At 50.6% G+C, this 18,970-nt stretch carries 18 protein-coding genes; 9 read left to right on the plus strand and 9 right to left on the minus strand.

Annotated features, from left to right (window positions below; all coding sequences use genetic code 11):
• Positions 1 to 7: 7 nt before the first annotated feature.
• A complete protein-coding gene (locus tag CHH28_RS08915) occupies positions 8 to 580 on the minus strand; it encodes a TRAP transporter small permease (RefSeq protein WP_094059981.1) in 573 nt (190 codons plus the stop codon).
• A gap of 33 nt (positions 581 to 613) precedes the next feature.
• The gene (dctP, locus tag CHH28_RS08920; RefSeq protein ID WP_094059982.1) at positions 614 to 1,627 is read right to left on the minus strand and encodes a TRAP transporter substrate-binding protein DctP; all 1,014 of its coding nucleotides are present in this window, start codon (positions 1,625 to 1,627) and stop codon (positions 614 to 616) included.
• A 456-nt stretch (positions 1,628 to 2,083) separates the two neighbouring features.
• Between dctP and CHH28_RS08925 the strand changes: the two genes are divergently transcribed.
• A complete protein-coding gene (locus tag CHH28_RS08925; protein ID WP_094059983.1) occupies positions 2,084 to 2,542 on the plus strand; it encodes a GNAT family N-acetyltransferase in 459 nt (152 codons plus the stop codon).
• Between the two features lie 243 nt (positions 2,543 to 2,785).
• The gene (locus tag CHH28_RS08930) at positions 2,786 to 3,466 is read left to right on the plus strand and encodes a hypothetical protein (protein WP_094062023.1); all 681 of its coding nucleotides are present in this window, start codon (positions 2,786 to 2,788) and stop codon (positions 3,464 to 3,466) included.
• A gap of 199 nt (positions 3,467 to 3,665) precedes the next feature.
• On the opposite strand, the gene CHH28_RS08935 is transcribed toward CHH28_RS08930, so the two are convergent.
• Together CHH28_RS08935 and CHH28_RS08940 are read right to left on the minus strand one after the other, a co-directional pair.
• Entirely contained in the window at positions 3,666 to 3,977 is a 312-nt protein-coding gene (locus tag CHH28_RS08935) for a helix-turn-helix domain-containing protein (protein WP_094059984.1), read from the minus strand.
• An 11-nt stretch (positions 3,978 to 3,988) separates the two neighbouring features.
• Entirely contained in the window at positions 3,989 to 4,702 is a 714-nt protein-coding gene (locus CHH28_RS08940; protein WP_094059985.1) for a sterol desaturase family protein, read from the minus strand.
• 272 nt (positions 4,703 to 4,974) lie between these two features.
• On the opposite strand from CHH28_RS08940, the gene CHH28_RS08945 reads away from it, so the two are divergent.
• The 5 genes from CHH28_RS08945 to CHH28_RS08965 all read left to right on the plus strand — a co-directional run bounded on the left by CHH28_RS08945 (position 4,975) and on the right by CHH28_RS08965 (position 8,766).
• A complete protein-coding gene (locus tag CHH28_RS08945; RefSeq protein ID WP_157729848.1) occupies positions 4,975 to 5,307 on the plus strand; it encodes a hypothetical protein in 333 nt (110 codons plus the stop codon).
• A gap of 143 nt (positions 5,308 to 5,450) precedes the next feature.
• Positions 5,451 to 6,059, plus strand: a complete 609-nt coding sequence (locus tag CHH28_RS08950; protein WP_199244038.1) for an exopolysaccharide biosynthesis protein — start codon at positions 5,451 to 5,453, stop codon at positions 6,057 to 6,059.
• A gap of 500 nt (positions 6,060 to 6,559) precedes the next feature.
• Complete coding sequence (locus CHH28_RS08955; protein WP_199244039.1) at positions 6,560 to 7,027, plus strand: GNAT family N-acetyltransferase; 468 nt, start codon at positions 6,560 to 6,562, stop codon at positions 7,025 to 7,027.
• Positions 7,028 to 7,246: 219 nt separating this feature from the next.
• Entirely contained in the window at positions 7,247 to 8,041 is a 795-nt protein-coding gene (locus CHH28_RS08960; RefSeq protein WP_094059988.1) for an AraC family transcriptional regulator, read from the plus strand.
• Positions 8,042 to 8,118: 77 nt separating this feature from the next.
• On the plus strand, positions 8,119 to 8,766 hold the full coding sequence (locus CHH28_RS08965) for a LysE family translocator (protein WP_094059989.1): 648 nt from the start codon (positions 8,119 to 8,121) through the stop codon (positions 8,764 to 8,766).
• A 171-nt stretch (positions 8,767 to 8,937) separates the two neighbouring features.
• Here CHH28_RS08965 and CHH28_RS08970 read toward each other — a convergent pair whose 3' ends face one another.
• A complete protein-coding gene (locus CHH28_RS08970) occupies positions 8,938 to 9,438 on the minus strand; it encodes an Lrp/AsnC family transcriptional regulator (RefSeq protein WP_094059990.1) in 501 nt (166 codons plus the stop codon).
• Between the two features lie 213 nt (positions 9,439 to 9,651).
• Here CHH28_RS08970 and CHH28_RS08975 point away from each other — a divergent pair, with 213 nt between their 5' ends.
• Both CHH28_RS08975 and CHH28_RS08980 read left to right on the plus strand, forming a co-directional pair.
• A complete protein-coding gene (locus CHH28_RS08975) occupies positions 9,652 to 13,146 on the plus strand; it encodes an indolepyruvate ferredoxin oxidoreductase family protein (RefSeq protein WP_094059991.1) in 3,495 nt (1,164 codons plus the stop codon).
• A 3-nt stretch (positions 13,147 to 13,149) separates the two neighbouring features.
• On the plus strand, positions 13,150 to 14,220 hold the full coding sequence (locus tag CHH28_RS08980; protein WP_094059992.1) for a Glu/Leu/Phe/Val family dehydrogenase: 1,071 nt from the start codon (positions 13,150 to 13,152) through the stop codon (positions 14,218 to 14,220).
• Between the two features lie 138 nt (positions 14,221 to 14,358).
• Here the strand turns inward: CHH28_RS08980 and CHH28_RS08985 are convergent, their stop codons facing one another.
• The 4 genes from CHH28_RS08985 to CHH28_RS09000 form a co-directional block, all read right to left on the minus strand.
• Positions 14,359 to 14,754, minus strand: a complete 396-nt coding sequence (locus tag CHH28_RS08985; RefSeq protein WP_094062025.1) for a GFA family protein — start codon at positions 14,752 to 14,754, stop codon at positions 14,359 to 14,361.
• Positions 14,755 to 15,012: 258 nt separating this feature from the next.
• On the minus strand, positions 15,013 to 15,357 hold the full coding sequence (locus CHH28_RS08990; RefSeq protein ID WP_094059993.1) for a hypothetical protein: 345 nt from the start codon (positions 15,355 to 15,357) through the stop codon (positions 15,013 to 15,015).
• Positions 15,358 to 15,419: 62 nt separating this feature from the next.
• Complete coding sequence (locus tag CHH28_RS08995) at positions 15,420 to 16,772, minus strand: CoA transferase (RefSeq protein WP_094059994.1); 1,353 nt, start codon at positions 16,770 to 16,772, stop codon at positions 15,420 to 15,422.
• 903 nt (positions 16,773 to 17,675) lie between these two features.
• Positions 17,676 to 18,734, minus strand: a complete 1,059-nt coding sequence (locus CHH28_RS09000) for a porin (RefSeq protein WP_094059995.1) — start codon at positions 18,732 to 18,734, stop codon at positions 17,676 to 17,678.
• Between the last annotated feature and the right edge of the window lie 236 nt (positions 18,735 to 18,970).

Consider the following 18,970-nt stretch of genomic DNA (forward strand, 5'->3'; position numbering starts at 1 on the left):
GCCTGTTTTAGGGTTGTGGCGTATCGTTGTCGTAGCTGTCGGTCACACAGCTAGACAAAAATACGTCCTGCTTTGATTGCATGTTTCTGCTCGCAGTCAGTAGATACTGAATGCCAGTGATGGCGAAGCCGACAGGAACCCATATATAGATCCACCAAATGGGGATATTGAGCGCTGGCAGTATGCGACCACGCTCAAAGGTGGTGACAACGTAATGGACAGACAAATACGAAAGAAAAAACATGATGGCTGCCGTCATGACTGCAATCAGTATCATGGCTACCTTGCGACTGGTTGTGGGCAAGAGATCATAGAACGCTGACATACGGATATGGCGCCCATGGCGCGCGGCATAGCCTATTCCGGCGAACGTAATCAATATGATCAGTATGCGGTTGATCTCGCCCGAGACAAATAGCCCTTCTCCAAAAACAAAGCGAGCCACAACGTTACTGCAAGTATTCAGTGCCATTAGCAGGACACTGGCAGACAGTACCAGTGCTTCAACTTTGCTTAGAGTGGTATCCAGCCATCCCAGTGGCCCGGGTAGCGAAGAGGTATAATGTTGTCGACTTGTCATAATGACACCAGGGGCCGCAGGCCCCTGCTTTATTTATTCAGTCGCTGCCAAGTCAGATTTGAACTGCATGAGCAGTTCTTTTCCGCTGCTGCCTGTCATCTCGGTGAAGGTCTTTTCAACGAGCTCGGCACGCTCTTTAAATACATCTATCTGAGCTTCGCTGAGATGGGTGACGGTGACGTCGCTATCGGCTGCTTGAATCTTTTTAAGAGACCGATCCGCTAAACCATCAATGTGCTTGAGTGTTTCATTAAAGGCATACTCGGAGGCACGTTGTATCATCTGCTGGTCTTGCTTCGGCAGGGCATCATAAAACTGTTTGTTGGCCATCGATGCTGTGGTGAACCAACCGTGTCCAGTAAATATCAGGTTGGGAGAAACTTCGTACAAACCACCAGATTCTATCCAGAATATAGGGTTTTCCTGGCCTTGAATCATATTGGTTTGCAGCGCGCCATACACCTCTCCCCACGGCAGTGGAACAGGCGTTGCGCCAAAGGCTTTGTAGGTAGATGACAGTAGTGGGTTGGTCATCACACGAATTTTCTTTCCGGCAAAATCACTTGGGGATGTAACGGGCTCGTCGGCGGTGACAACCATCTCCCCCTCAGGATACATCTTCAGCAGCTCCAGGCCTTTTTCGGCATAGAGCTGTGGAAAACGCTCATTGATGGCTTTGCTGGTGCGGAAAAACTCCACCACAGTGTCCATGTTGGTGGGCATTAGATAGGGAATAAAGAAGATTTGCGCCTCGGGAATCAGTGCGCCGGTGAAGCCTGGGGACTGATTAACAAACTGCAATATACCAGCTTGAGCTTGTTCCATGATGTCGTCAGACTCACCCAGTTCTCCAAAGCGATAAATCTGCAACGTATGGTCGGATTCTCGCTCGATATACTCTTTGAATTTATGTGCGTAGACATCCTGAACGTCACCCTCATACTCCTCATGGGCGTAACGCCAGGTATCGGCAAAGGCAGTGGTGCATAAACTAGCGCTAACCAGAGCTGACGCAAGCAGCTGTTTGAAACGAACAGAAGTGGACATCTTGTCCTCCGTGTCATTGACGCGACTGCTAGGTGCAGTGCAAAGCTTTGTGGACACAAGCGCATTGATTCGCTTTGTCCCCCGAAAAAAGCGTCCTGCTGTGAGGACGTAGTAAGAGCTTTTTTAGCATGACAAATCGCACTTCTATGTGCAACTGCGTATTTTCACTCGCTTTACTGTAAAATTTTTGCCTGTGTCAATGCTGCCGTCGCAAAGCTTTAATTAACGCATGTTCATCAGCGTCGAAGTAGTCGGTGTCGGTATAAACCCAACTCTTGTTACATGAATGCCATTGGTGAGTGGCCTTGGTATCAATCATACGCACTTGCGTGATACGAGCAGCTCGGGGAGATTATCTGGTGCCGCAGTGAACCTAATTTGACTATGAATTGTTGTTTTTTAGCGAAAATATTTAGTTAAAATACCTAGCTGATAAATTTTCTGTGTATTTCTAGCATGAATATTGAGAAAGTAACGGCTCTGCCTGACGGTATTAGCAAACTGGCCACTGAGAGCACAGTACAAGGTTTTCGGTTTGTAGAGCGCCTTATTTCAGAGTTTACTCAGGGTAAGAATCGGTTTGACGGCGATGGCGAGGCACTCTTTGCTGCATACCTTGATGGTGAGCTGGTCGGTATTGGCGGAGTCAATCAAGACCCTTACCGTTGTAACGCTGATATTGGTCGGGTTCGCAGGCTCTACGTGATGAATCATGCACGCAGCCTCGGCGTAGGTAAGGCGTTAATGCAAGAAATTGAACAGCACGCCAGCCAGTACTTTGATGAGTTACAGCTATTCACCGATACATCGGCGGCGGCCAATTTTTACAGCGCTTTAGGGTACTCTCCGGTGGGTTTGGAAAATATCAGCCATCAAAAGGCTTTGGTAAAACAGCCTATAACGGCATCCGGCTGAGAGCGTTGAATCGAACTGTCCGAGAGCTGAAATTTCATTCAGGGTAGGGCATAGAAGGTCGAGTACAGGCAGCATTCTAGCTATCGTATTGGGTCCCATTTCTTTTAATAATCAAGCTCCCTTTGCTGAACAGTTCAGTCACTAGGTCCTGCCAATCATTGGTGATAAGGTGAAGAACCGATACTGATTGGCACATCTGGTCGCCTGTATGGCGGTGTGTGTTGTGTGATGAAAGGAGCTGAAGTGAAAAAGATTGATTACATTGCCGGGTACTCCGGTATAGCGTTGGCTTTGATCTACATTGCTGCGTTTGTCTATTTTGGTGCTTTTTGGGCGTACCCTCACTCGGCCGGGGAGGCCGAACGGCTCGCATACCTAGCCGACAACCAAGTAGTGATCAGCTCTGTTTATTATTTGATCTACGCCATTTTCGGTGTCGTGCTGTCTGGGCTGGTCTTAGGCCTGCATGAAAAATATGCCGACTCTAAAGCGGCTTTCATGAGCAAGTTTGCCACCTTGTTTGGCGCGCTGTGGATTGGTTTGGTGATCGCCACCGCCATGATCTTTGTTACCGGCTTAAACTCCGTGGTCAGTTTGGCGCCAACCAATACCGAGCGGGCCACAGAAACCTGGCACATCGTTGCTCTGTTAACAGAAAGTCTTGGTGGCGGAAATGAGCTGGTGGGCGGCCTCTGGGTGCTGTTGGTCAGCCTGTGCAATCTGTCTGCGAAGTTATTTTCTCGCGGACTGAACTATCTTGGCGTATTTGTCGGCCTTGCGGGAATCGCTACTGTGTATCCTGCCGATGTGATTACCGAGATATTTGGTATCACTCAAATCGTCTGGTTTGCTTGGATTGGTGTTGGATTCATTCGCTTGGAAACATCTCAACAGCCAGAAGCGACGGTTGCTCACTCGGTGTAGTGTTGTGATAAACCACGGCCCTTGGGTCAAACTCAGGGGTTATTGTGTGAGACAGTGTGTTGCTCAAGCTCATGCGGATGTTGATCGCTGAGCTAAGACCTTAAATGAATCAGCCCCAACGCTTGTGGCGTTTGGGGCTGATGTTCGACAAAAGTGACACTGGGTATCGCTAAGGCACTGGTCACCTTGCTGGCTCGCGTTACTCTACCGGGAAGTTGGATACGACGTACGTCACACCAAAATAATCGGCCAGGCGATTCATATTAGTCAGGCAGATTGATTTGCCATTAAAAAACTTCCAGATGTAACTGCGGCTTACGCCCGACCCTTGTGACAGTAGCGAGTAGGTCCCTTTCATGGGTTTGCTGGCGCCAATGTAGATTTCCGTATTCAGATATCTTTCTATTCGATCACGTAGAACCTGTTCCAAGTCCTTGATGCCAACGGCATCTGGTCGATAACAGTCAGGCAGCTGTTGGAAGTATTGTTTGAATCGTTCGGTTGAGTCCATAGTGCATCCATTTACTGTTTAAACCATAAGTATGGCCAGGCTCGGCCTTTGTCCTTAAATCCCAACTCCTGTACATCTTGCTCTGGAAAAGCCACGGTTCCAAATAGTGTGTCCCATAAGGTAAGTGGGCTGTAGTTCTGAGCGTGCAGTCCACGTTTATGGTGCAAAAGATGTTGTTCTGGGATTTGTATTAAGTATCCTAATGGTCGGATTCTTTTTTGTAAACGTATATTTGAATGATGGAAAGTCTCTAAGCAACCTTCAATGGTTAATGCCAGAGCAATGGCCTCTGGGGACACATTAAATATGAGTTTACCCGTCAAAAGTAATACTAAAGAATTAGCTATCATTTCTACTGGGTGGCGGTAAAAGGCCACTCGGCTTTCCATGTGTGTGGGCGAATGGTGCATGTAGTGCAAATAATGCCAAGCAGGGTGCCAAGCATGCTTAAGCCGGTGCGCCCAATAGTTCACACATGAGTACAGCAAATAATACACAAACCCTTCTGCCACCCAGTGATTGGCCAACATCGGTTGATCCGTTGACCATACCGACCAGGTATACAGCAGCACCTGCGCCCATATCCAAGCAAAGGCCAGTACCGTGGCCCAAGTACGATTAAAGCCACGATGCTGCGGCCGTTGTTTATGTGGCCAGCGCCGTTCGGCCCACATAAAAAACAATAAGACGGCGATTTGTATGCCAGCCAAGATGAGAAATGCCATTTGTTGTCTCCTTCCGTGAATGGAGGCAACAGAGTAAATCGAACTGGCTCGGCACTAAATGTCTAATGTCGGGTTTTATTGTAATGTTTGCTGATTGGCATGGAAGTACAATCGCTTTGGCATGACTGTTGAGGATTTATTGGATTGCCGTTCAACGCTGCCTTGACTGCAGCGTGGTGATTCTATACAAGCTGGAGCTACCTATTCCTTGGTCGACGGCGGATGTTCCTGTCCTTGGTATAAACATTTACATTCATCAAACAGGAGAGCCGGTGAAAACACTCCATGATCCATCCGTATTCGATGAACACCATCAGCACTTTGCTATCGAGCTGGTTCGTACGATCAGGCGGACACTGCAACAGCAAGCACTGGATAGTGAAGCGTTGGACGATCAGGCGATTTATGACCTTACGAGCTCATTGAGTTTCAATATATCGGCTCTTATCGACGGCAGCGCCACCAGCGGTGATGCATCGACGCCCACCATTGCCCACCTAGCTTTTAAGCAAGCCGAGAGCGACGGGGATGTTTTGCTTACCTCAGATGAGGGAACCTACTTGCACGAGATATCGGAAGGGATTGTCGAAGACGAGTTTGAATGATGCAGGTAAACAAGCAGATGATTGGTCTGAATGTCACGACCGGGCAGTGACTTACTGTGTACTAAGTGAATGTACGGTGTGAAGGTTTGGTGCCAAGTTTCTGTATCAAGGCTCTGTGGCAAGGTTCTGTGTGAAGGCTTTGTGTGAATAAGTCACAAAATAGCTCTGTATCGATCTTCTCTGTTCCAGTCCAGCCGCGCAGACGGACATCGGATGTTATTCATGACCTTGCTGAGCAACACAAAGACGCCGATGTCGTTACATTGCGAGAGCTGACCAAGCATTTGGGCGATCGAACCTTTGGTATGTATTTGGTCCTGGTCGCTGTCTTCAATGTGATACCGCTGGTATCTATGGTTGCAGGGTTGGTTAGCGTTGCCATTGGCTTACAGATGGCGTTGGGGGTAGCTAAGGTCTGGCTCCCCAAGAGTATTCTTGATTATCCACTGAAAGCCTCGTCGGTGCGGGCTGCGCTGTTATTGATAGAGCGTAAGATCAAGACCATGGAGCGCTTTATTCGACCGCGCTGGCAGTTTTCAGAAGCCCCAGTGGTCGATCGTATCAACGGCATGGTGGTGGTCGCCTTAGGGGGTGTTATTGTGATTCCGCTACCATTGGCCAATCTGGGTCCTGCGTTGATTATTCTCCTGATGGGCCTTGGTTTAATGGAACGCGACGGCATGCTGCAAGTCGGTGCTGCAACGATCGGAGCCATTGCCGTGGTTATGATCTTACACTTTGCTATTGGTTAGGGCCTGTGAATACTATTTAGCTCTTTGCTGCTGGAAGTCAGTTTTTTGAGGTATGAGGCGCGTGGGTTAACTGAATAAGCAATGAATAACGCTACTTAGAATAACTCTCCTCAGAATAATGCTACTTAGGGAAAAATAGGCTCCAGCGCTTTAGGGTACGGCCGACATCTCTCACTCTGTGTTGCTTATCCCTTATTTGACTCGTTAAAGCACTATCTTCGCGCCTTGATTGAGGGGGGCATCTCATAATCGCGTGATCAAAGTAGTGTCAGCAGGCGCTAGAGTGTCAATGCAACTATCCAAGTTACTGCAACTATCCAAGTTACTCTGCTGTTATGCAGGCACCTGATTATTCGTGACGGCCGGCTGTAAATGTTCTTGGGCGTTTTTCTAACGGATGCTTGTGACTGGTGTTTGTAACATATCTTCATGGTTTAATAGCAGTGGTGGAATTTTTAATGATCCGCTAACACCATGGCCATATTTATATAACGAGTATTGTGAATATCCAGTTTACACCCATCGATGACCCCCTTAGTGATGACGTATTTAATTTACTCAAAGCGGGTTTATTTGCTTACGTCGATCGTGTATTCGGTTGGTACGATGACGATCAGCGCCAACGTCTGCGCGATGAATATCAGCCTGAGTGGTTCCAATGGGTATTGGTTGATGGCAATAAAGTTGGCTTCGTTTGTTTTCGTACTTATCAGCAAGCCCTGCATTTGCACTTAATTGTACTGGATGCGTCCTATCAGGGCCGTGGGCTGGGTAAGCAAGTGATGGCGGCGATTCATGCTATGGCGGTGTCGCAGCATCAAGACGTCACTTTGTCGTGTTTTAAATGCAATGAACGAGCCCTTGCCCTCTACCACTCCTTGGGGTACTCCACCACGGATGAAGACGATTATTTTTTGTCGTTGCGCTGGCACCATCGAGCCGAACTGAGCGATACCGGCGCCGCGTAGATGGTGCTGCGTAAATAGTGCCGTGCGGTGTCTTGAGGTCGTAAGTGGGGGAAACATAAGGGGGGAGATCATGATGGTCTGGATATAGCGAGCCGCAGTGAGCAACCCGTTTCAGAGCTTTCAACAAACGCCATGTCAGTCATCGCCCCGCCATTTTTTTACAAGACAAAGCCCCGGCCACCGCGCTAGCCTAGCGTCATACCCAGTGATGCAACCTGTATGGACCAAATCCACTACTACCAGCCACAGCCTGATATCCGCCTGATTGACGCCAATTACCAGACCTTCGCGTTCCAGCGACACTATCATCTGGACTTTCATATTGGCCTGATCACAAAGGGGGCGCAGACTTTTCGCTATCGTGGCCACAGCCATACCGCCCACGCCGGTCAGCTGGTGCTGATGCCACCGGATGAGCTGCACGACGGCGAGGCCTGGCAGCAGCAAGGCTATCAGGTGAATGTGTTTGCCATTGACCCTGTCAGTCTCAGTGAGCTGGCCGATTTGCGCAGCCCGGAGCAGCTGCTGCATTTTCAACAACTCATTGTTCACGATGCATCTGTGTTTGCTGTATTGCAGCAGGCCCATCAATGGTTGCGGCAAACGCAGCTGAGTCAATTAGCGCAGGATTGTTTACCGCTAGAAGGCTTTAACCTGTTGTTTGAACGTTACGGTGCGTTGGCGCGACAACCGGTTAAGCGATTAGGCCGGCAGTCGCTGGCCGAATTAAAGAGCTTTTTGATGGCGCACCTCGATCAGCCCGTGCGCTTGGCTTCATTGGCCAACCTGTGTGACTTGAGCACCACTCAACTGCAGCGCCATTTTAAAGCCACCACGGGTATGACCCCTTATGCCTGGTTTGCGCAACTGCGTCTGGAGCAGAGCATGAAATTGCTGCAGCGCGGAGATGCCGTGGCTGACGTGGCACAACAGGTGGGTTTTTACGATCAGGCGCATTTTTGCAAAGCATTTAAGCGCCAGTTTGGCGTGGCACCTTCGTGCGTCAGGCAATAACTGCTCACTGTCAGAAATATACAAGCCAGCCATGGCTTTATTGGGAATACTGTCGGCAAATAACACGGTAAACCGACATGAACGAACTGACTTTATTATTAACCTTAGCGACAATACACACCATCGGCTTGATAAGCCCAGGGCCTGACTTTGCGTTGGTGGTGCAAAACGTGGCCCGCTATGGCCGTGCAACGGGCGTGTACATTGCGTGTGGTCTGGCATTGGGTATCGGTTTGCATACCATTTTTAGTCTGACCGGCGTGAGCTTTGTTATTCAGCAACACGAAACTCTATTCATGCTGGTGCAATTGGCTGGCGGCAGTTATCTGCTGTACTTGGGCCTATCGGCGCTGCGTTCGACCTACCTCAGTTGGCATCAACCGGCAGCCGCGCCAACGCAGGCGTCGACAGAGCAAATTACCTCCCCGCACATGGCGCTGGTAAAAGGACTGGTGACCAACTTATTAAACCCCAAGGCGTTGGTATTTTTTGTCAGTCTGGTGTCGACCTTGGTGCCTGCCAGTGTGAGCTGGTGGTTCAAAGGCACGGCGGCGTTGATGTTGTTTGCGCTGTCGCTGGCGTGGTTTTCACTGCTGGCCTGCTGGCTGTCTTCGTCGTCCATGCAACAGCGATTGCAGCGTGCCAGCCGTTATATCGACGCCGTGTGTGGCACGGTGTTTAGCGTGCTCGGCGGCAGCATCGTGTTGAGCCGGGTATTGGGGTAGCCACAGGTAGCACTCGCTGCAGGAGCCGGTGGGTGAATTCATCACGTTGGTTTAAACACCGGCTGCACTATGCGGCTGACGATATTAGGCTGGCGAGCAACTGAACCTCAGCTAGCCCAAGCCCAGCTCGCCCGTTGATGCATCACAGCGCCAAGGGCAGGGCTCTGGCGATCATTTTAATTCATCGTTGAGCAGCCCCAGTGGCAGCTCGGTGGTGTACTTCAACTGGGTGATGGCGACGCTGCTGTGCACCTCTCGCACCGCGGGCATTTGCGATAAATGGTCGCGGAAAAAACGCTCATACCCCTGAATGTCTTTCACCAGAATGCGCAAATGGAAGTCCATGCTGCCAGTCATGGTGTAGCACTCGGTCACTTCTGGAAAGGCACAAATGGCTTCTTCGAACTCTCTTAATGACTGATCGGCATGACCGCTTAGCCTTACATTCACAAATACCACCACGCCCAGCCCGAGCTTTTGTGCGTCCAATAGCGCCACTCGCCGGCGAATCAGGCCGGCTTGCTCTAAGCGGTTTATCCGACGCCAACACGGCGACTGTGACAGTCCCACTTGATTGGCCACTTCGGCCACTGAAAGGGTGGCGTCCTGTTGCAATATGGCGAGGATTTTCTTGTCGATTTTGGTCCATTTTTCCTGGGATAAATCTTCCACTGAGTAAATCTCTTGAGGATAAATCTTTCTAAAAGTTACTCGTGACAGAACGTTTTGGCAAATTTTATGTTTTTTGTTGGAAGCTATGGCTCAAGTCATCTTGGCTGTGATAACTGTTTAATAAGGCTGACGCAGAAACAGGTAAATCCAAACGCTTGTTTAAAAAGTCAGGGAGCCGACTCAACAACAATAACAATGCGCAGGAGCTCAACCATGAGACTGCAATCCGTATCGCTTGATGATAAGTACACCCGCAATGACGGTCCGGTTTACATGACGGGCATCCAGGCATTGGTGCGTTTGCCCATGTTGCAGGCTGCGCGTGACAAAGCCGCTGGCTTAAACACGGCGGGCTACATATCCGGTTATCGTGGCTCGCCCCTGGGCGGGCTGGACGGCGCGCTGTGGAGCGCGCAAAAATTCCTCAAAAACCACAATGTACGCTTTCAGCCCGCCATCAATGAAGACATGGGGGCGACGGCGGTGTGGGGCAGCCAACAGGCCAACATGTACGACGACGCCAAGTACGACGGCGTCTATGCCATGTGGTACGGCAAAGGTCCGGGTGTTGATCGCTCGATGGACGTGTTCAAGCACGCCAACGCGGCCGGTACCTCGAAGCACGGTGGTGTGCTGCTGGTGGCCGGCGACGACCATGCGTCCAAGTCATCGACGTTGCCGCACCAAAGCGAGCACATGATGATTGGCGCCAGCATTCCGGTACTTAACCCCGCCGGTGTGCAAGAAGTGTTGGACTACGGTATTTATGGCTGGGAGCTGTCGCGCTACAGCGGCTGCTGGGTGTGTCTGAAGGCCATTACCGAAGTGATGGATAGCTCGCAGGTGGTGGATGTCGAGCAGAGCCGCATTCAGATCAATATGCCGAGCGATTTTGAACTGCCCGCCGACGGTGTGCACATCCGCTGGCCCGATTCGCCACAAGCCCAGGAAGAGCGCTTAAACCGCTACAAAATCTACAGCGCCATTGCCTTTGCCAGAGCCAATGGTCTGAACAAAATCGTCGTTGATAGCAAAGAGCCGAAGCTCGGTATCATCACCACGGGCAAATCTTACCTGGATGTTCGCCAAGCGTTGGCGGACTTAGGCATCGACGATCAACTGGCCTGTGACATTGGCATTCGGGTATTTAAAGTGGGCATGAGCTGGCCGCTGGACCCGGTGCTGACGCACGAATTCGCCAAAGGCTTGGAAGAAGTGTTGGTGGTGGAGGAAAAACGCTCCATCTTGGAAGACCAGCTGACCGGGCAATTGTACAACTGGCCAGTGGAAGAGCGGCCACGCGTGGTGGGTGAGTTTGACGAGCAACGCAATGTATTGCTGCCCAACACCACCGAATTGACGCCAGCGATGATCGCACGCGTCATTGCCGATCGCATTAAACAGTTCTACACCAGCGATGTGGTGCAAGAGCGGTTGGAGTTCTTAAACAAAAAAGAAGAGGCGCTGGCCAAACCTCGCACTGGCATTGACCGGGTGCCACATTATTGTTCCGGCTGTCCGCACAACAGCTCCACCAAGGTACCAGAAGGCAGTCGCGCGTTAGGCGGCATTGGTTGCCACTACATGGTGAACTGGATGGATCGCTCGACCTCGACCTTCACCCAAATGGGCGGCGAAGGGGTGACCTGGGTCGGCCAGGCGCCTTTTGTCGGTGATAAGCATGTATTCCAGAACCTAGGTGACGGTACGTATTTCCATTCCGGTAGTTTGGCCATTCGTCAGGCCATTGCTTCCGGTGCCAATATTACCTACAAAATTTTGTACAACGACGCCGTCGCCATGACCGGTGGCCAGCCGTTGGATGGCACCATGAGTGTGATGCAATTAACTCATCAACTCTACGGTGAAGGCGTTAAGCATATTTATTTGGTCAGTGACGATTTGTCCAAATACACCAATAAATACGAATTTGCCGATGGCACCAAATTCTTTGACCGCAAAGAAATGGAATTTGTGCAAAAAACCATGCGCGAGTTGCCCGGTGTCTCTGTACTGATTTATGAGCAAACCTGTGCGGCGGAAAAGCGTCGCCGGCGTAAGCGCGGCAAGATGCCAGATCCGCAAAAGCGCGTGATTATTAATCAAGACGTGTGCGAAGGCTGCGGTGATTGCAGTGTGCAATCCAATTGTTTATCAGTGGTGCCAAAAGAAACCGAGCTGGGTCGCAAGCGCAGTATCGACCAGGATGCCTGCAACAAAGATTTCAGCTGTTTGGATGGCTTTTGCCCGAGCTTCGTGACGGTCGAAGGCGGCAGTCTGAAAAAACACATTCCCGATGCCAATGTGGTGAATCAGGCGCCGTCGCTGTTAAACCTGCCTGAACCAGCACTGGCCGACGCCAGCAACACTTGGAATTTGGTACTGACGGGCGTGGGTGGCACTGGTGTGGTGACCACGGCGGCAGTCATGGGCATGGCGGCTCATATCCAAGGGTTAGGAGTATCGGTATTGGATATGACCGGCCTGGCGCAAAAATTCGGTGCGGTGGTCAGCCATGTGCGCTTTGCCAATAAACCTGCCGACATTAACGCGGTACGTATTCCAGCGGGCGAGGCTAACTTGCTGCTGGGTTGCGACTTGGTGGTGAGCGCCAGCGACGATACCTTGGCCAAGGTCAACGATAAACTCACCTACGGCATTATTAACGATCACGAAGCCATTACCGCCGAGTTTACTCGCAACGCCGATGCACAGTTCCCGGCCAAGTCGATGAAAGACACCATCGCCGATGCAGTGGGTGCAGATAAAACTCGCTTTGTTAATGCCACTCGCTTGGCCAAAGCCTTGCTGGGGGATGCCATGGCCACCAACATGTTTATGATTGGTTATGCCATGCAAAAAGGTTTAATGCCGATTTCACCAGCGGCGCTGGACCAAGCGATCGAGCTGAATGGCGCAGCGGTCGAAGCCAACAAGCAAGCCGTATTGTGGGGCCGTCGTGCCGCTCATGATCAGCTGGCGGTAGAAACCATTGTCAATCAGCTGCCGGGCACCCCTAAGCCATTCCAGCCTCTGGAAGACCTGGGCGAGATTATTGCCGATCGCGTTCGACGTCTGACCGACTATCAGGACGCCGCGTATGCGCAGCAATACCAACAATTGGTGCAGGAAGTGCAGCAAGCGGAGCAAGAAAAATGCGCCGGCAGTACACGACTGACTAAATTGGTGGCGCGCAACCTGTATAAAGTGATGGCGTATAAGGACGAATACGAAGTCGCTCGCATGATGGCTGACCCTGCCTTTATCGACAGTGTGCGCCAGCAATTCGATGGCAAATTTAAGTTGAATTTCCATCTGGCGCCGCCGCTTTGGTCAAAAGTAAATCGCGGCACTGGCCGACCGATTAAGCGCGAATTTGGCCCCTGGATGATGAAAGCGTTTCGTGTGTTACGTCACTTTAAAGGTTTGCGCGGAACACAGCTGGATATCTTTGGTTACCACCCCGAGCGCCGCGAAGAGCGTGCCTTGGTAAAACGCTATCAGACAACGCTGCGCGACATGCTGAAACAGCTATCAGCCAGCAACGTTACCGTGGCGATGCAATATGCGCAGTTGCCCAGCGATATTCGCGGCTTTGGGCCGGTCAAAATGGCCAGCCTGGAAAAAGCAAAACAACAAGAACAGGTATTACTGGAGCAGTTTTTTGGTAGTCCAGTAAAGACCTTCCAACCGGCCAGTCAGAGGTAAGTTATGTCCGTTTTTTCACACAAAGATTTTGATCATCACGAAGACGTGCACTTTCACCATGACCCGGCAACGGGTCTAAAAGCCATCGTTGCGGTGCACAATACCAGCCGGGGCCCAGCCTTGGGTGGCTGTCGCATGTTTGCTTACCAGTCTGACGAAGAAGCATTGAGCGATGTGCTGCGCCTGTCTCGTGGTATGAGTTATAAATCGGCCATGGCCAATCTGCCGTTGGGTGGAGGGAAGTCCGTTATCATCGGTGACCCGTCGGCGATGAAAACCCCCGCGCTGTTGCAAGCCATGGGTAAGTTTGTGCATTCACTGGGCGGTCAATACATTGCGGCTGAAGACTCAGGCACCAGTGTGCCCGATATTGAGCAAATGGGTTCCATGACACCGCATGTTGCGGGTATTCAAAGCAAGCTCGATGTTGATGGCAACCCCGTGTCCGGCGATCCATCGCCGTCCACTGCCTACGGGGTATTTGTCGGTATCAAAGCCGCCGTGCAGCATAAATTGCAGCGCGATCTAAATGGCGTGAAGGTGGCGATTCAAGGCTTGGGTAATGTCGGTATGTATTTGGCGCAGTATTTGGCCGACGCTGGCGCTAAGCTGACCGTGTGTGACATTAACGAAGAAAAACTCAACATGGCGAAGCTGCGTTGGAACGCCAATATCGTCAGCGTAGAAGATATCTTTGCTGCCGACGTCGACGTATTTGCACCCTGCGCCATGGGCGGTGCCATTAACGATCAAACGTTACCGCAGATTAAAGCCACTGTGATTGCCGGTGCTGCCAACAACCAGCTGGCTGAAAAGCACCACGACCAAGCGGTGCTGGAGCGCGGTATTCTGTATGCACCCGATTACGTAATTAATGCCGGTGGCATTATCGATGTGTCGTACGAAGGGCCAGAATACTCGGCTAAAAAAGCGCGTACCCATATTGATGGCATTGGCGATACTTTGGCAGAGATCTTTGAGCGTTCCGACGCCACTGGCCAACCAACCGAACTGCTCGCTAACAAAATTGCGGAAGAGCGCTTACAACTTCGAACCCCAGAGCATAGCCTCTGATCTCCCCTTGGCAGCCACGTTTGTGGCTGCCCTTTTTCTATTTGGCCAAAGGCCGAAATTACTTTTTTACTTGTGAGTTGCCAGGCGCATGCTCAGAGCCTGTCGACATTAAATACATTGAGCCAGCTTTGACAACGACTATTCTGGAAACCTTGCGTAGGACTTTAGTCCCTCCAGCCCGGACTCCCAGTCGGCTTGACTTGCGGTGAATATGTGCGCGTCCGGCGTCCTAGATATTTGGCTGTCGAGACTGCCTGCGGGGACGGAGCAAAACCCATTGGTCGTATTTGGTACTGCAGAGCCACACTGGCAGCAAAAACTCTTGCTGTGCCGTGTCGGCGTGAGCTTGAACGTTTTTACTTTATCTTCACCTGTTAGCCACACCAGCGCTTCTTTGCCGGTAAATAAGTTGGCTGCGTAGGCAGAGCCGGTATCCTTTTGGCAATGAGCACAGTGGCAGAGATAGAAATTTTTAAACTCTGCACGGATCTCGAAGGTGACATCGCCGCATAAGCAGGAGCCTTTTATCGTCATGGTGCTTTTCTCTTTGTGGATGGCCATTGGCGATAGCGCTCGGGCCTGTTAACACGAATTCGATCACGCTGTTCAGACATACCCCGAAGGGCTGGCGTCCGTTTTTTCTTGAGTCGCGTTATTCGTTGCTTCTTTAACTGGTTAAACCACACGCCTCATGCCTTACTCAAGAAAAAACTGACGTCCAGTAGTAAAGAGCGAAATCGTGTTAACAGACCCTAGAAACGCTGCGGTTTTGTGGGCGCAGACGGTAAGCGTTTATTCCTCAGCCAAGGTCTGCTTAAACGACCGCACATATTCATTCACCGCACCGCGCTCACAACTGCCATGAAACTCTACCCAATGCAGGGTATTGCCGATCAATACAATGCTGCCTGACACCACAAATGTCACGACTGGAAGACCCAGTGCCACGATGAGCGCGCATTGTTCGGCATTGTTTGCGTCTTTACATTCATGCCCTTCCAGAGGCACCGTTTCTAACGTCAGCTGCTTGGTGTACATGTCGCAGTGGCGGGCATACCTTTGGTGTTTTTCAACCGCAGGGGAGAAGGCACAGGAGGCCAATAAAGCGCTAATAATGACACTGCATACCTTATGCATTTTGCTCCGTCCTTAAAAACTGACTCTCTAATATTGCTGGCTATGCAGGCCAGTAGCGATTGTTATCGCCACTGTGCGTTTGATGAACCCAAAGTTACCGCGCCAGTTGGCCAGTGGGGTTGTATTACAGAACCTGAAAACGGCACTTTAACCCGCTTTGCTTGCCCCCAGCTGGTGTGTTCAAGGGTGGTGCTGAAATCACTGTCTTGTCGACTTTCCATGGCGATGGAGGCGTCAGACAGTGGGTTTGATATTAATAACTCTGCTACCGCTGCGAGTGATGTTTTTACCTGGCTCACCAGCCCGGCATCGCGCTTGAGCTCCAGTGCCTGAATCACCGCCGTTGCCATTAAATACCCTGTGGCGTGGTCCAGTGCCTGAACCGGTAATGGTTTCGGTCTGTCACTGCCTGACTGCGTCATGCCGTAGTCGGCAATGCCGCTGCTCATTTGTACCAGGCTGTCAAAGCCACGGCGGGTACTCCACTCGTTATTCCAGCCGTAGGCGTTGAGAGACACATTGATTAACAGCGGATTAAGTGCCGACAAGCTGGCAGATGCGTAACCTAAATGCTCCAACGCATCGCTGCGATAGCCATGCACTAAAACGTCGGCTTGAGCGATCAGCTGCTCAAAGATGGCCCTGTCTGTCGAATTGTGCAGGTCGAGTCGCGCGCAACGTTTTCCCAGTGTCACCTCTTGCTCGATGCTGGGCTCGTGCCAATCTTTGGGATCAATTCTTAACACGTCGGCGCCAAATGCAGCTAAAAAGCGCGTTGCCACCGGACCTGCCAGAATACGGGTCAGATCCAATACTTTGATACCGGCTAACGGGCTTGTCGGGTTGGGCTGGCTTGGTTGTGCTTGGTCGGTCTCAGAAAGTTGCCAATGCAGCTGAGGCTCATATTGCAATTGACTGCCCACTGGGTGCGAGCGCCATTGCTCAATAGAATGCATCGCAGCAGCACAGCCACCTTGTTCCACAACGGCCGTTTCGATGTCTTTAGCATTGTGCGCGCCAACCATCGCTTGTACAGAGTCTTTGTCGTCGGCGCAGCCTAATACGTTTAATGCCACCGCTTTGTGGTGGGGAGCATTGGTGTGCAAGCGGATCCAGCCGTCTTTGGCGAGGTAGTCTCCAGCGATGTTGTCCCAGGCACTGGCAATCTGCCAGCCTTGCGGCTGTACGGTAAAATCGAACCATAAATTAGCCAGCCGGACATCCAGTTGGCCTACTTGATCGACTTTGGCATAGCGATGCAGCGCTCCCCACGCCAGTGACATGGTACTGCAGATTAAATCCGTCACGGCAAACCAACTGGGCAGGGTCTGTATATTGCTTAGCGTTGGCAGCGGTATGGGTGCCAAACCAGCAATGTTCAGTTGTTCGCACAGTTTGTTATGTAGATCCGTCATGCAGTCAATCCTATAGGCCGTTAGGGCGTTGATACGGATGATAACAGTACGGCATGTTATTGTGCATCTTGTCGGTTGCTGAATGCCGCTGCTTAGAGAAAAGCTAAAATAATGGTTGTAACGAAAATGGTTTTCAGGTTTCAAAGCATGATCACTTCCTCAGTGCCTGCGCTCGAAGAGAAAAGCTTTGAGTTTGATGTATGGCGCCAGGCTATGCGCCCGAAACTCCAGAAATAGTGCGGCTTAGATGAGCTGTGTCAGTGGCTGGTGATAAACGACTTTTGATGCACGACTTTGCGTAGGAAATCCTTGGTTGATATTTGGTTAAGCGACAAATCAACGGCCATCTATTGATTTATCAATAGCTCGATTGCCTGCGGTTTACAGAGTTCTATCTGTTAAACAATGATGATCGCCAGTGGGGTGCTAGACCGTTACAGTGTCAGGCTAGATCCCCTGGAGTCAGCAGCAAGTGGCTAGCCGAGCTCTAGATTGAATACGCTCGGCTGATTTCGCCATTTTGCTGGCATATATCAAATACAACCGACAGGTTCGTGTACAGGTAACATGGTTCTCACGCACGCAAACTGTATGTGAACACCTAGGGCACGACGATGTTGGTGATTATTTAACATTTTCGAAATGCGTTGCGTAACCGAGTTGAGCTTCGAATCTACTATGTCGATCTAGAAAATCCTGGTATCAATCTAGCCTAGACTGGCACGAGCATATTGACGGAAAAGTGTATTCGTCGCTGGCGTACTGAGCAGAAGAAACGCGTTTTGGATTTGAAATAGACTTTTACCAGAGTGGTATGACTAAATTTTTTTGGTGCTTGATGGGTTTATCACGAGCTACTTCAGGTCGTGCTTGGTACGCCTCGAGTGAGTTGGTGGAGCGTTGTTAGAATGAAAAACGATACCCAAGGTAGGTATTGTGTGTATCGCCAGCGTCTTTGTTGTATTCAGAATACCCCAAGTAAACAAGCACCTTTTTATTCAGATGGTACACGCCTTCAAATACCCAGCGGGATTTTCTAAGATCCACCCCCACTTCCGGCGAGTCTTCTCGTATGCCATAGCCAAAGGTGTAGCTAATGCGATTTACTCTGTACTTCATGTAAAGGTCTGCGATTTTAAAGTCCGCTTGCTCTACTCTGTAGCCGACCACGCAGGGGTTGAGATCGGCTCGCACATTGGAATCCGCAATAAACGAACTTTCTGTACCCACCTCCAGTTGCAAGCCAATGTGCAGAGGGGGAGTTTTGTAGGCCACACCCAACGACGTTTCCGCCGTTTTCGCTCCACAGTTTTCATACTTCGTTGCCATATGACCCGCAGCAAGTGACACGTTGGCGAATGTGACTTCGCCCATCGCGACATGTGCATCGAAATCTTGCTGATCTCGGCTTGGGTTATCCACATCCGTTCCATCAACGATGACGGCTGCTAGAAATGACAAATGGCCATGGTTAAAACCGTAAGACAGCGCATCGCCGATTCGCTTTGCATGAATCTGTGCCCATCCAGAGTTGCGATAAAACCTGTCCGCTTTGTAGGTTCGATGGATGGGATTTAGCTGACGTCCGATGATCAGCGTGCCGAAGGTATCACGAATGCCAGCATGGGCTTGTCGGACAACCAAGCTGGCGGAATCCTTACTGGATGTGCCGCTGGGCTCAAGTGGAGTGGCATCGTCATAAGTCGTTTCATCGTCGTTTCGATATTGCGCTTCTAGCCGGTAGAAGGCCGTTTGCTCCGGTGTGATGGCCATCTTGCCCTTGATGCCGAGATTATGACCTTCATTATTGATGTTCATATCCCGGTATTTTTCCGCAATCAATGCAAGATGAATGCGGCCGTAGAAATGAGGCCTGCCGTCCAGCTGATTGTTAACAGAATGTGTCTGCGCAGTAAGTGATATCAGTACAAAAAAACAACACACTCTGTCGATATGATTCATAGCAAAGTCAGCCGCTGCACTAGTGCTAGTATCAGGCTAGCTGTTCGACTGAAATAAGCAAACCCGTCATTTTGAGTCTTTATTGCAATTGCCAGTCAGTTGCAGTTGATTGTTTTAATTGTTTTTCTATGAGCCGAAAGAGGAAGAGTTGATACAATCAATTGATGAGCCAGTCGAAGCAGCTGAGGTTGATGTTTTGAATCAGTCCGTATCTGGCTTTCGAATAAATCGCTGAT

It is taken from the genome of Bacterioplanes sanyensis, from assembly GCF_002237535.1.
Classification (GTDB): Bacteria; Pseudomonadota; Gammaproteobacteria; order Pseudomonadales; family Oceanobacteraceae; genus Bacterioplanes; species Bacterioplanes sanyensis_A.

Excerpts from the sequence above, each read along its gene's own strand:
- CHH28_RS08915 (WP_094059981.1), bottom strand. The coding sequence starts at position 580 with ATGACAAGTCGACAACATTATACCTCTTCGCTACCCGGGCCACTGGGA.
- dctP (WP_094059982.1), bottom strand. The coding sequence starts at position 1,627 with ATGTCCACTTCTGTTCGTTTCAAACAGCTGCTTGCGTCAGCTCTGGTT.
- CHH28_RS08925 (WP_094059983.1), top strand. The coding sequence starts at position 2,084 with ATGAATATTGAGAAAGTAACGGCTCTGCCTGACGGTATTAGCAAACTG.
- CHH28_RS08935 (WP_094059984.1), bottom strand. The coding sequence starts at position 3,977 with ATGGACTCAACCGAACGATTCAAACAATACTTCCAACAGCTGCCTGAC.
- CHH28_RS08940 (WP_094059985.1), bottom strand. The coding sequence starts at position 4,702 with ATGGCATTTCTCATCTTGGCTGGCATACAAATCGCCGTCTTATTGTTT.
- CHH28_RS08960 (WP_094059988.1), top strand. The coding sequence starts at position 7,247 with ATGGACCAAATCCACTACTACCAGCCACAGCCTGATATCCGCCTGATT.
- CHH28_RS08965 (WP_094059989.1), top strand. The coding sequence starts at position 8,119 with ATGAACGAACTGACTTTATTATTAACCTTAGCGACAATACACACCATC.
- CHH28_RS08975 (WP_094059991.1), top strand. The coding sequence starts at position 9,652 with ATGAGACTGCAATCCGTATCGCTTGATGATAAGTACACCCGCAATGAC.
- CHH28_RS08980 (WP_094059992.1), top strand. The coding sequence starts at position 13,150 with ATGTCCGTTTTTTCACACAAAGATTTTGATCATCACGAAGACGTGCAC.
- CHH28_RS08985 (WP_094062025.1), bottom strand. The coding sequence starts at position 14,754 with ATGACGATAAAAGGCTCCTGCTTATGCGGCGATGTCACCTTCGAGATC.
- CHH28_RS08990 (WP_094059993.1), bottom strand. The coding sequence starts at position 15,357 with ATGCATAAGGTATGCAGTGTCATTATTAGCGCTTTATTGGCCTCCTGT.
- CHH28_RS08995 (WP_094059994.1), bottom strand. The coding sequence starts at position 16,772 with ATGACGGATCTACATAACAAACTGTGCGAACAACTGAACATTGCTGGT.
- CHH28_RS09000 (WP_094059995.1), bottom strand. The coding sequence starts at position 18,734 with ATGAATCATATCGACAGAGTGTGTTGTTTTTTTGTACTGATATCACTT.